The sequence below is a fragment of the Frankia sp. BMG5.23 genome, assembly GCF_000685765.2.
Lineage (GTDB): Bacteria > Actinomycetota > Actinomycetes > Frankiales > Frankiaceae > Frankia > Frankia casuarinae.
On sequence record NZ_JDWE01000007.1, the window covers coordinates 78871 to 91175 of the forward strand.

At 72.0% G+C, this 12305-nt stretch carries 11 protein-coding genes; 7 read left to right on the forward strand and 4 right to left on the reverse strand.

The features are described from left to right. Positions 1-50 precede the first annotated feature (50 nt). Complete coding sequence (locus tag BMG523DRAFT_RS22665; RefSeq protein ID WP_011435842.1) at positions 51-692, forward strand: SAV_6107 family HEPN domain-containing protein; 642 nt, start codon at positions 51-53, stop codon at positions 690-692. Positions 693-768: 76 nt separating this feature from the next. Here BMG523DRAFT_RS22665 and BMG523DRAFT_RS25195 read toward each other — a convergent pair whose 3' ends face one another. Further along, a complete protein-coding gene (locus BMG523DRAFT_RS25195) occupies positions 769-1008 on the reverse strand; it encodes a hypothetical protein (RefSeq protein WP_035730597.1) in 240 nt (79 codons plus the stop codon). On the opposite strand from BMG523DRAFT_RS25195, the gene BMG523DRAFT_RS05200 reads away from it, so the two are divergent. Next, positions 1007-1819: a bifunctional 2-polyprenyl-6-hydroxyphenol methylase/3-demethylubiquinol 3-O-methyltransferase UbiG gene (locus BMG523DRAFT_RS05200; RefSeq protein WP_011435843.1), complete on the forward strand. Its 813-nt coding sequence runs from the start codon at positions 1007-1009 to the stop codon at positions 1817-1819. The genes BMG523DRAFT_RS25195 and BMG523DRAFT_RS05200 overlap by 2 nt on opposite strands. A gap of 167 nt (positions 1820-1986) precedes the next feature. Then, a complete protein-coding gene (locus BMG523DRAFT_RS05205) occupies positions 1987-2397 on the forward strand; it encodes a DUF3040 domain-containing protein (protein WP_011435844.1) in 411 nt (136 codons plus the stop codon). Here the strand turns inward: BMG523DRAFT_RS05205 and BMG523DRAFT_RS05210 are convergent. The 3 genes from BMG523DRAFT_RS05210 to BMG523DRAFT_RS05220 are packed head-to-tail and all read right to left on the reverse strand — an operon-like array spanning position 2345 to position 7397. Beyond that, the gene (locus BMG523DRAFT_RS05210) at positions 2345-4912 is read right to left on the reverse strand and encodes a transglutaminaseTgpA domain-containing protein (protein WP_235462878.1); all 2568 of its coding nucleotides are present in this window, start codon (positions 4910-4912) and stop codon (positions 2345-2347) included. The genes BMG523DRAFT_RS05205 and BMG523DRAFT_RS05210 overlap by 53 nt on opposite strands. Next, positions 4909-6330 (reverse strand): DUF58 domain-containing protein, encoded by a 1422-nt coding sequence (locus BMG523DRAFT_RS05215; RefSeq protein WP_043590570.1) that lies wholly within the window; start codon positions 6328-6330, stop codon positions 4909-4911. The genes BMG523DRAFT_RS05210 and BMG523DRAFT_RS05215 overlap by 4 nt, the downstream gene beginning before the upstream one ends. Positions 6331-6368: 38 nt before the next feature. Beyond that, on the reverse strand, positions 6369-7397 hold the full coding sequence (locus BMG523DRAFT_RS05220) for a MoxR family ATPase (RefSeq protein ID WP_011435847.1): 1029 nt from the start codon (positions 7395-7397) through the stop codon (positions 6369-6371). Positions 7398-7858: 461 nt separating this feature from the next. Between BMG523DRAFT_RS05220 and mraZ the strand changes: the two genes are divergently transcribed. From mraZ to BMG523DRAFT_RS05240, 4 genes are all read left to right on the forward strand, one after another. Next, positions 7859-8290: a division/cell wall cluster transcriptional repressor MraZ gene (gene mraZ, locus BMG523DRAFT_RS05225; protein WP_011435848.1), complete on the forward strand. Its 432-nt coding sequence runs from the start codon at positions 7859-7861 to the stop codon at positions 8288-8290. 223 nt (positions 8291-8513) lie between these two features. Then, a complete protein-coding gene (gene rsmH / locus BMG523DRAFT_RS05230) occupies positions 8514-9500 on the forward strand; it encodes a 16S rRNA (cytosine(1402)-N(4))-methyltransferase RsmH (protein WP_043590549.1) in 987 nt (328 codons plus the stop codon). 101 nt (positions 9501-9601) lie between these two features. Continuing rightward, positions 9602-10267 (forward strand): hypothetical protein, encoded by a 666-nt coding sequence (locus BMG523DRAFT_RS05235; protein ID WP_011435850.1) that lies wholly within the window; start codon positions 9602-9604, stop codon positions 10265-10267. Between the two features lie 86 nt (positions 10268-10353). Further along, positions 10354-12276 (forward strand): penicillin-binding protein 2, encoded by a 1923-nt coding sequence (locus BMG523DRAFT_RS05240; protein ID WP_308726843.1) that lies wholly within the window; start codon positions 10354-10356, stop codon positions 12274-12276. Positions 12277-12305: the final 29 nt, after the last annotated feature.

Genomic DNA, 12305 nt, shown 5'->3' on the forward strand with positions numbered 1-12305 from the left:
TACTTCGTGATCGAACCTATGTTCGAGACTCGGGAGGTGTTGTGACCACCGTGACCAGTCGGCCGATCAGTGGCTCGGACAGTGGCTCGGACCCGGCGGGAGGAGCGGCCCGCGGTAAGGGTGCGTTTGGCGGCCCCGGTGGATCCACCGGGCCGCACGGTGGATCCACCGGGCCGGTTGGACGGACCCTGGTGCCGGCGGCGGGGTTGCCTCGCCGCTCCCGCGACGATCTGTTGGTCGCCGCCCGGCGCGGTCTCGGTGAGGCCGAGTGCGCCCAGACGGCCGGGGAGCGCTACGCCCTCGCCCACCTCGCGGCGCTGCGGGCGGCGGCCGCTGTCCTGGCGGACCGGGCCCGGCCCCGTCCCGGTCGTCGCGGTCGGCCCGTGAGTGCCTGGTGCCTGCTTGTCCGGGTGGCCCCCGAGCTCGCGGAGTGGGCGGAGTTCTTCGCGGCGGGGGCCGCCCGGCGATCGGCGGCCGAGGCCGGGCTGAAGGTAGTGACCAGGCGGGAGGCCGATGATCTGATCCGTCAGGTCGATCTGTTCGTCGGGGTTGTCGAGGGCGTACTGGGCCTCCCGTCCCAACCGATGATCGCCGGCACCGGTCCGGTCGGGCCTGGGGAGGTCACGATGGTCATGTCGCCGGGCCGAGGGCAGGCTGACCGTGGTCGGCCCGGCGGCGCCCCGGGTGGGTGACGAGCGGTTGCGTTTACGGTGAGCATCGGTCACTATCGGTTACCTTCCGAGGGGTAGTGGTTGGCGGAGCAGGAGATCATCGATGGTCCTCACCGGTTCTGAGCATCGGCACCGCGGCGCGCATCGGGCCGTGCCGTCCGCCGTTGCGCGTCGCAACATCTGGGTACTGCGGGTCGTAGGGCTGTCGGCTGGCGGGCTGGTCGTCGGGGTCGCCATAGGCCTCACCGTGGGTCGGTGACGCGCCTGGTCCTCCGGCGTGGGCGAGCGGGCTGACGGCGGCGCCGACGATGCCGGCGTGAGGAGGCGCGACGCGCATGACCAGCCATGTCACCGGCGCGGATCTGCGGCAGGCCGCGATCTGGCACGGCCTGCGGACGGTCCTGCCCGGATCGGCAGCGGGGGTTCCGGCCTGGTCGGTGGCCCCGACGGCCACAGCCATCCCGCCGATCATCGTTGACGCGGGCGGTGGGAGTGGTGGCTTCGCCGTACCCCTGGCGGTCGAGGGCTACCTGGTGATCGTCGTGGACCCGTCGCCGGACGCCCTGGCAGCGTTGCGCCGTCGCGCCGACGAACGGGGCGTCGCCGACCGGGTCACGGCCGAGCAGGGCGATCTGGCCGACCTGACCGGCATCGTCGGAGCCGAGACCGCCGATTTGTTGCTGTGCCACTCCGTCCTCGACGTCGTTGACGATCCCGAGGCCGCGCTGGCGGGGGCCCTGCGGGTGCTGCGCCCGGGAGGCGTTCTCAGCCTCGTCGTCGCGGGCCGGGCTGCCACGGTGCTCGCCCGCGCCCTGGCGGGTCGCTTCGAGCAGGCGCAGGCCGTGCTGACCGGCCAGGGCGCCGGGGCGCCCCGGACGCCCGCCGGGTTCACCACCGCCGAGATCGTCGCGCTGGTGAACGCGGCGGGCGCGGACGTCGTCGACGTCCACGGGGTGCGCGTGTTCGCCGACCTGGTCCCCGGGGCGCGGGTCGACTCCGATCCCTTCACCGCGCAGCGGCTGCTGCGCCTGGAACTGGCCGCGGCCGCCCTGGAGCCGTTCCGTGACCTCGCGGCACAGCTGCACGTGCTTGCCCGCCGTCGTGCCGCTGGTACCGCTCGCGAAGCCGGCGCCGCCGGGTTCCCGTGACCGTGGATTTCCCGGTATGAAAGACCCCAGTTCGGGCACGGACCAGGTGACGGGAATCGCTCGGTTCCAACCAGCATGACAGGTTGCCTACCGCACCCGCCCGCACATGCCTATCCTTGGTTATCAGGTTCCGTCCGCCGGGCCTACAGGTCGTGGGAGGAGCGTCGATGCCGCTCTCGGAGAACGAGCAGCGCCTGCTGGAGCAGATCGAGCGCGCTCTCGTACAGGACGATCCAAAGTTTGCCAGTACCGTGCGTTCGACGGACCCCCGTACCTATCTGCTGCGCCGGGTGCGCCGCAGCGCGGTCGTCTTCGTCCTCGGTCTGGCCGTCCTGGTCGTCGGTGTGGTACTCAACCGGGTACCGCTGACGGTGATCCTCGGCATCCTCGGTTTCCTCATGATGTTGTTCGCCGCGCTGCGCGGTGCGGCAGACCTGCGCCGGATCAGCGGCCGTGACACCGGTCACCGGCGGCCGGGCGGCGTGCAGGGGGGATCGAAGCCGAAGCCGCGGGCTAGGGCTCCGTTCATGGAACGGGTCGAGGAGCGGTGGCGGCGGCGCTGGGAGGACCGTCCCTGACCGCGTCCAGCCAGTCCTGATTGTCCTGATTGTCTTCGTTCTGAACCGTGGTGGGCGTGGCGGGTCCGTCGTCCTTACCGCCTCCCCGTCCCATCCTCGACCGTCCGCGCGCCGAGGCCGGCGCGGCGCGCCGGAGAACCGATGCCGGGGCGATCCGCGCCAACATCCGCCTGGCCCGCGGTGCCAGCGCCAACAGCGTGGTGGTGGCCAGGACGACATCTTCGCTGAGGTCTGCGACGGACGGCGGCGCGGCCATCTCCGGCGGCGCGTAGCGGGCCCGCTCCTCCGCGGAGGCCAGTCGGGCGAGTGCCGCGCGGGCCTGCGGGTAGGTCGTGGGGGGCTCGCTGCCCCCGGACTGCCACGCAGACGGTTCCGGGCCGGATCCCGGAGCCTGTGCGGTGGTCGGCTCGGCGTCCAGGTAGGCGGTCAGCCGGGCCACTCCGGCCCGCGGCGAGTCGTTCGGCCGGATCATGATTCCCAGGTCCGCGGCGACGTCCAGCAGTTCCGCCCAGGCGTCGTGGACCCGTTCCACCGTCGCCCCAGACGGATCTGGGGGATCGTCTTCGGCCGGGCGCAGCCGGACCCGCCTCCGCCGGATCCGGATGATCGCCGGAACGGCTAGCAGGCCCAGGACGGGCAGGGCAGCGCACAGCCAGACCACCCAGGAGGGAATTTCGGTGGAGGTCGATGCGTCGTCACCTGACCGCGCAGCGCCCATCGCGGTCGGATCGTCGCCGGGAGCCGGCGTGGAGGTATCCGGCACGGGCACCGGCTCGGGCACTGCCTGCGGTTCGGCCTGAGCCTGCTCTTCCGGCAGGGCGGCGTCGTTGTCGGGGTCCTCGGGCCCGGCGGGGGCGTAGGACGGCGCCGAGGTGGTTCCGTCGCTGCGGCGGGTCGGCTCGAAGCTGATCCAGCCGATCGACGGGAACCAGACCTCGGGCCAGGCGTGCGCCTGCCGGTTGGTGATGACGTAGCTGCCGTCGCTCTGCCGCTCCCCGGGGACGAAGCCGATCGCGACCCGGGCGGGTAGGCCCAGTATCCGCACCATGACCGTCATGGCCGAGGCGAACTGTTCGCAGTAGCCGCGGTGGGTGTCGAACAGGAACTGGCTGAGCGCGCCCTCCTGCGTGGTGGGGGCGCCCCGGAGGTCGTAGGTGAACTGCGGCCCCCGCAGGTATTCCTGGATCGCGTACACCTTTTCATAGGGGGTGCGCGCACCCGCGGTCACGGCCTTGGTGAGCTGACGCAGCTGGGGATCGAGATTGTCAGGGAGCGCGGTCGCGACGCCGAGCGAGTCCGGGATCGGCCCGGTCGCGGCCTGAAGCTGCGCGCTTGTGGGATTCGGCACCACCGCGTCCACCTGGTAGTGCGCGTTCGCCGTCGAGGTCCGGGTCGAGAAGATCGTGCCTGTCGGGCTCGCCAGCCGCCAGTCGCCGGTCAGCCCCTCGATCCGGATTGGGATGCCCGGAACCGGCAGATACAGCTCGTTGAACCGCCCGGTGACGGCCACCTCCGCACGCACCGACTGGGTAGCGCCGCCCGTCCGTGGTTTCGGTAATCCCTCGCTGACCCGGTCTTCCCGGGTGGCATTCAACGCCCGCAGGGTGAACAGTTGGCCGTCGAAGTTCTCCAGCGCCGTCAGTCGCAGATACTTCGGCTCGTCGGAGCGCAGCCGAAGCAGGGACACCTCCGTGCTGGCGTGCAGCTGCTGGCTCACCGAGACGATCGGCTGCACGACGCTGGCCGAACTCGGACCGTCCCCGGCACCGGATCCACCCTTGCGCGACACCAGTCCCTCGCCGTCAAGGGACGGCAGGCCAAGCGGCACCACGATCGCGGCGACCAGCGCGGTGACGGCGACCCCGAGCGCGCCCACGGCGATGCGACCGCCGAACATCTCGACGCCAGCCCTCCGCTGGTCGGAGACGGTCCGGCCCCATCGCTCGTACGCCAACCGCCCGTCGAGCAGGAGCAGGGCGATGAAGCTCACCGCGCCGAGCAGGAAGGGCACCACGCCGACCCCCCCGGGCAGAATCGCCGCCGACACCGCATACAGCGCCAGCAGCGGAAGGCCGCCGAGCGTCGGGTGGTCGAACTTCACCACGATCAGATCGACGATCATCACCAGGAGGTAGACGCCGATCACCGTGAGGACCACCAGGCCCGGCCGGGCGGGCACCGGCGCGGCCAGCCGTGAGATGTCGGAGCCGCCGGCGGAGATGAGCGTGTGCAGCGTCTCGACCGTGGTGGCGGTCGGCAGGAAGCCCAGCAACGCCGTCGACCGCGCGGACAGCACGGTGACGGTGCCGATGAGGCCGACCAGACTGAGCAGGATCTCGGCCGCCGCCGGCAGCCGGAGCAGGCGGCTCGCCACCCCCGTCCCGACGGCCACGGTCGTGGCAACGAGCACCGGCCCGAACCACCAGAGGACACCCTCGAACAGACGGGTCAGCGCGCTGGTGGACAGCAGACAGGCGACGGTGGCGATCACTGTGGGCACCGGGCGGGCGTTCACGGCACCGACCGTCCGCCGGTGTGGAGATCGCCGGTGAGTCCCGTCGCCCCGGTGAGTCCCGTCGCCCCGGTGAGTCCCGTCGCCCCGGTGAGTCCCACGGTCCTGGTGAGTCCCGCGGCCCCGGGACGTCCGGAGACTCCGGCGGCACCCGGGGCACCGACGCCGCCCGGGCCCCGGGCCCGGGCGGCGACCCGCGGCCACATCGCCGCGAGGCTGGTGCCCGCCGCCGCGCCGAGGACCGCCCAGCCGGCGCGGGTGAGCACCGCGTGCGTCGTTTCGAGGTCGGCGGCGATCTTCGGGGCCGCCGCGGCGGTGCTCCAGCTGGCCACGTTGACGAGCACCGCGATCGCCGGGGCGCTGCGGGGCCGCAGCCCGGCCAGCGCGGTGGCGGTGGGCGCATCGGTGTGGCCGAGGACGGCGACGAACATGCCGCCGCGATCGACTCGCCCGCGGCCGGCCGCGAGCGCTGGGTACAGGGACTCGGTGGGGGCGGGCGTCAGCGTCGAAAGCTCGTCAAGGAGCCCGCCGACGGTACCCTCCGCGGCGATGGCCGCCAGCCCCTGATCGGTCAGCAGCCGGACCCGGTACCCGCCCCGGACGAGGTGGACGCCGATCGCCCCGACCGCGCTCACCGCCCACTCGAACGACGCTGACGGGCCCCCGTCAGGCCACGCCCGGGCCCGAGTGTCGATCAGGATGGTCGCCCCGCCCGTCCGCGGGTGCTCCTCGCGCCGGACCATCAGCTCGCCGCGGCGGGCGGTCGTCTTCCAGTGCACCTTGCGCAGGTCGTCGCCGGACCGGTACGGACGGGTCGTCGTCTCGTCCTCACCCACGAGCCCGGTCGCGCGGCGCAGCTCGGTGCTGACGCGCGCGGCACCGGTCGGGCGGGCCGGCGGCAGCCGCTCGATCGGGGGGGCCACGACCAGTTCGTCCAGGCTGCGGAAACTGCGCGACAGTTCGCACAGCCCGAACGGGTCACCGAGGCGGATCGCCATCGGTCCGATCTGGTAGCGGCCGCGCATCCCCGCGTGGAGGACATAGGACAGGTCCCGGCTGCCACCGGGCTCGATCCGGTCGAGTACGAACCGGGCCCCGCCGCCCAGCCCGTCCGCGGCAGCGTCCTCCAGCAGGAGCACCGACGACGGCGACCGGCTGACGTTCTCCAGCCTGATCTGGACCGAGACCCGGTCCCCGGCGGTCACCCGGCTCGGTTCGAGCCGGCGGGTGCAGGCGAGCCGGTAGCGGGTCCGGCAGACGAAGGCCGCCGCGAGCACGGGGAGGAGCATGACGAGCAGGCCGATCCGCAGCAGGTCCTGCTCGCCGAGCACGGCCGCGGACGCCGCGCAGGCGATGCCGGCGGCGACGAACGACCGGCCGCGGATCGTCAGGCCACGCAGCGCCGCGACAAAGTCACGCACCCGGAGGTTCCGCACCCGGAGGTTCCGCACACGGAGCTCTAACGGCCGTGCCGGGTCGGGCGTGCCGTACCGGGGCGAAGGATCGGAATCCGGCGCAGGACGTCGGTCAGGATGCGGGCGGCGACCTCGATCGTCGGCTCCCCGGAGAGCATGATCTCGGGGTGCAGCAGTAGGCGGTGCGCCATGACCGGGACAGCCATCTCCTGAACGTCGTCGGGGAGGACGAAACCGCGCTGGTCCAGGGCCGCGCGGGCCCGGGCAGCACGGATGAGATGCAGCGCCGCCCGGGGGGACGCGCCGAGCGCGATCTCGGGATGCGTGCGGGTCCCGCCGACCAGGTCGACGATGTAGTGGCGCACCTCGGGCGAGACGTGCACCGTGCGGACGAGTGCGATCAGCTTGGCGATCTCGGCGGCGTCGGTGACCGGGGTGATGCCGGCCAGCGGGTTGGCGTTGCCGTGGCTGTCGAGCATCTCCAGCTCGGCCGCGGGGGAGGGGTAGCCCATCGAGATCCGGGCGGTGAAACGGTCGCGCTGGGCCTCCGGCAACGCCCGGGTGCCCTCCATCTCCACCGGGTTCTGGGTCGCGATCACCATGAAGGGTGACTCGAGCCGGTAGGTGACGCCGTCGACCGTGACCTGGTGTTCTTCCATGCATTCGAGGAGCGCCGACTGCGCCTTCGGCTCGGCGCGGTTGATCTCGTCGCCGACGACGATGTTGGCGAACACCGGGCCGGGACGGAACTCGAAGTCACGGGTGCCCTGGTTGTAGATGCTGACTCCGGTGACGTCGCCGGGGAGCAGGTCCGGAGTGAACTGGATGCGGCGCACCCGGGCATCGATGGACCGTGCGAGGGCCTTGGCGAGCATGGTCTTGCCGACCCCGGGGACGTCCTCGATCAGCAGATGACCCTCGGACAGCAGCACGACCAGGGCCGTCGTGATCGCCTCGGACTTGCCGTCGATGACCGTCTCGACGCTGGTCCGCACTCGATTGGTGACGTCGGCGAGATGGCCGATGTCGGTCACCGGGTCACGCCAGTGCAGAAGACCAGGGTCGGTCACCACGAGGTTGGCCCCCCTCCGGGTGTCGAGTGTCGGGATGCGTCGCGCGTCGGGATGCGCGGACCCGGCCCCGGTGGGACCTGTCCCCCCCCCGAGTGTGACATCCACCGCGGGCGCGCAGGCCGTGGTGGTCGAGGAAACATGCCTCGAAGCGGAACCCGACAGGAGATTGAGGGGTAGGTGTCCGTAGCTGACCGGCCTCGCCGGGACGGCGAGTGAGACCAAATGTTCCTTCGCCCACCAGAGTCATTTGTACTGATTTTTTGCGATTTATACCACCTTCTTCTTAGGTATCGCGGGCGACCCCCGATAGAGGGGGTTCGGTGGGGTGGTGCGGGGTGTTGAGGGGGTGTCGGGTGGGGGGGAGTGGGGTAGAGTGGCGCGCAGTGGGGGACAGCAGCTTACGGGTGGCCGTCGCGGGGTGACCTGTCGCTGTCTTCCTCGCAGTGGCGAGGAGGTTGCCGGTGTTTCTCGGCAGCCACGCGCCGCGGCTCGACGACAAAGGGCGACTGACGCTGCCCGCGAAATTCCGCGACGAGTTGGAGGGGGGGCTTGTGATCACCAAGGGGCAGGAACGCTGCCTGTACGTCTTTCCGATGGCGGAGTTCACTCGGATCAGCGAGTCCCTCCGTACCGTTCCGGTTACCGCAAAGGCGTTGCGTGACTACAGTCGGGTGTTCTTCTCCTCGGCCGCGGACGACGTGCCGGACCGGCAGGGGCGGATCACGGTTCCGGCTCCGCTGCGGTCCTACGCGGGCTTGATGCGCGACTGCGTGGTCAATGGGGCCAACACCCGGATTGAGATCTGGGATGCCCAGCGGTGGCAGGCCTACCTGGAAAGCCAGGAGGAGAGCTTCGCCGAGCTGTCCGAGGAGGTCCTGCCCGGAGTGATCTGAGCTGCCTTGGGTTCATGGATCCGGGTGCTCCGCGGGCTCGCCACGCGCACCGTCCCCTCCGGCTGTCCCTTCCCCGGCGGCCGGCATCCGGGACGTACGCGAGGGCGGTCGGCCCCGGTCACCCGACCCGGGCCCGCCGCCCGGTGGCTTCCGCCGACGAAGCCCCCATGCCCGTCAGCACATCTGAAGACGAGGTCCACGAGCGGTCGAGGGAGGCTCAGCACTGAACGCCACACATACGCCTGTGCTGACCGACCGTGTACTGACTTTGTTGACTCCCGCCCTGCGGGCATCCGGAGCGATCGTGGTGGACGCGACGGTGGGTCTCGGTGGGCATGCCGCGGCTGTGCTCACGGCCTTCCCGCACGTACGGCTGGTGGGGCTCGACCGCGACCCCGACGCCCTGGAGCGCAGCGGTGAGCGGCTGCACGGGCTCGCCCCCGGCCGGGTGGAGCTCGTCCACGCCGTCTACGACGAGGTGGCCGAGATCCTGGACCGGCTCGGTCATCCGGTGGTGCAGGGCATCCTGTTCGACCTCGGCGTGTCGTCGTTGCAGCTGGACACGGACGACCGTGGGTTCGCCTACTCCCGGGACGCGCCGCTGGACATGCGGATGGACCAGACACGGGGCAGGACGGCCGCCGACGTCCTCAACACCTACGATGCCGACGCGCTGACCCGCATCCTGCGGGAATACGGCGAGGAGCGCTTCGCCCGCCGCATCGCCGGTGCGATCGTCCAGGCCAGGGCCGTCACCCCGTTCGCCACCTCGGCGCGGCTCGCCGACCTGGTACGCGACGCCATCCCGGCGCCGGCCCGGCGGACCGGCGGCAATCCGGCAAAACGCACTTTCCAGGCGTTACGTATCGAGGTCAACGCCGAACTCGACGTGCTCGCCCGGGCGTTGCCCGCGGCCTTCGACGCGCTGGCCGTGTCCGGCCGGCTCGTCGTCCTGTCGTACCACTCGCTTGAGGACCGGCTGGTCAAGCGGCAACTGCGCGGCTACGCGGAGGCCTCGGTCCCGCCGGACCTGCCGGTGGTGCCCGAGGGCGCGGGCCCCAGGTTGCGCTGGTTGACCCGAGGTGCGGAACCGGCGAGCGAGACCGAGAAGGCCGAGAACCCGCGGGCGGCCTCCGTCCGCCTGCGTGCCGTCGAACGTACCGCGCCGAACCCGGACCACACCCGGAAACCGACCGGAGGTGCATCGTGACCGCTCCCGCGCAGCCGCTCGCCCGCGCCGGGCGTTCCGGTTCCGCCTCCGCCCGGACCGGCTCCGCCCGGACCGGCTCCGGGCAAGGGGGCCCTGGGCGGATGACAAGCGCCCCGACCCCCTCGACGGGGCGGCCCGCGGCCCGCTCGGCCGCCGCGACCGCTCCGGCCATCGGCCCGCAGCCGCGCCGGGCGTCGAGCCGGGCGCGGCTCGCGGTGGTCCGGCCTGCGCCGGACGGGGGCCGCAAGGGTCCCTTCGTCGTGTTGCTGCTGGTCCTGCTGGGCGCTGGTCTGCTCTGCCTGCTGCTGCTGAACCTGGCGTTGATGGAGAACTCGTTCCAGGCCAACACTCTGCGCAATCGGGCGTCCGCCCTGGCCGACGAGGAACAGGCGCTGTCGGTGCATGCCGACCAGCTCTCCGATCCGGCGTCGCTGGCCGCGCAGGCCTCCCGCTACGGCATGATCCCCGGCGGGATACCGGAATACCTTCCGCCGGGCGCTCCGCTGCCCGTTGGTTCCCGGACCCTGGCCCGGGAACCGGGCAGCGGATCCGTCATCATCGTCGTGCCCGCATCGCCCGGCCCGAGCCCGGCCGGCGGTCCCGGGAAGACCGGCGGTCCCGGGAAGAACGGTCAGCCAGCGGCCGGCGCGACGGCGGGTGGTGCCGGCGGAACCGCTCACGCCCACCTTCCCGCCACCGGGGCGAACGCTGCCGCGGCCGGTGGTGCCGCGATCGGGGCGGCGGGAAAGGCCGGAGCCGGGCAGTGAGCTCGACGCCCCCGGGCTCCCCTCAGCGCGGCCGCGGACGGCTACGCCTTGTTCCTCCACCGCCACCTTCAGTGTATGGCGGTCGGTTGCGGAGGGATGTCGACGACCCGGGTCGGGCGGTCGGCGACGGGCCCGGTGCGGACGAGTACGGCGACGAGGAGCACGACGGCCGGTATCCGGGCGGCCGGTATGTGGGCCGGCCAGGCTCGGTGCCCTGGCGTCCCGGTCGGGTCAGCCGGCCGCGGCACCCCCCGGCTCGTCGCGCCTACCGGCTGGGCAGCCCGCGTCGGCGGCTGCGGGTGTCCATCGTGCTCATGTGCGCGGTCCTCAGTGTCCTCGGGCTGCGCCTGACCCAGCTGCAGGGTTTCTCCGCCTCCACCTACGCGGCCCAGGCCGAGGCCCAGCGGCTGCGGACCATCGTGCTGCCCGCGGCGCGTGGCGCCATCACCGACCGGGCGGGCCACACGCTCGCGCAGTATGTCGAGCTGCGGGCCGTCTACGCGAACCCGACGAACGTCAGGGACATCGCGGGGACGGCCGCGAAGCTCGCGCCGGTCCTCGACGACAGCACCGAGGCGTTGCGCAGACGGCTTACCACCGACCCGGCCGAGCACATCAAGTTCGTCTACCTCGCCCGCGGGCTCACTCCGGACGTGGCGGAGAAGGTCAGCGCCCTGGGGCTGCGCGGTATCGGCATCACCGAGGAACGCGGACGCACCTACCCGTCCCGGGAACTGGCCGCGAACGTCATCGGGTTCATGCGGCACGGCGATGGTGACATCCTCGAGGGCGGCGGCGGGCTGGAGCTGGCGTATGACGAGGTGCTGCGCGGTACCGACGGCCTTCGCCGACTGGAGGCGAACCCGGCGGGCATCGAGATCCCCTCGGGCCAGAGCCGCGAGAAGGACCCGATCCCGGGTTCTTCGCTGCGCCTGACCCTCGAGCGGGACATCCAGTGGAACGCCCAGAACGCGATCGCCGACGCGGTCCGTACCTCCGAGGCCGACGGCGGCACGGCCGTCGTGATGGACCCCCGCACCGGGGACATCCTCGCGATGGCCGACGCGCCGCAGTTCGACCCGAACAACATCACCGCCCGGGACACCCCGGCGCTGGGCAATCGGTCCACGCGGGACGCCTACGAGCCCGGCAGCGTCAACAAAGTGATCACGATGGCCGCGGCGCTGGACCGCGGTCTGATCACCTCCGAGACCCCGATGACCATCCCGCCGTTCATCACCCGGGGTGGGGTACGCATCGAGGACTCCGAGCCGCACGGCGTCGAACATCTCACCGCCGCCGGCGTCCTGGCCCGCTCCAGCAACATCGGCACCGTGGAGATCTCCGAGCGGGTCGGGCGGATCGGGCTGGAGCAGGCGCTGCGCTCGTTCGGGCTCGGTGCCCGCACGGGTCTGAACTTCCCCGGCGAGGGCGCCGGCCTGCTGCCGGCAGCCCGGGACTGGTCGGGCAGCCAGGCCGCCACCATTTCCTACGGGCAGGGCATGTCGGCGACGGCGCTCCAGATGGCCTCGGTGTACGCGACTATCGCGAACGGCGGTGTTCGCGTGACCCCGCGGCTTGTCGACGCCATCACCGGTCCGGACGGCGTCGTCAAGGTGACTCCCCAACCGCCTGGTCAGCGCGTCGTCAGCGCGCAGACCGCGGCCACGCTCACCCGGATGCTCGAGGCGGTGGCGACGAACGAGGGCACGGCGCCGCTTGCCGAGGTTCCCGGTTACCGGGTGGCCGGCAAGACGGGCACCGCCAAACGGCCCGACCCGGTGCACGGCGGTTACCAGGGCTACGTTCCCTCGTTCATCGGGTTCGCCCCGGCGGATGATCCGCGGGTGGTGGTGGAGATCGTCCTGGACAACCCGAAGAAGGGTTACTTCGGCGGTCAGGTCGCCGCGCCCGTGTTCCAACGTGTCATGTCCTTCGCGTTGACCACCCTCGGCGTGCCACAGCCGATCACCAGGCCCGCACCGCTCCTGCTCGACCTGGACAGATGATCGCGATCCGCGCCGGGACGTGGTGGGCG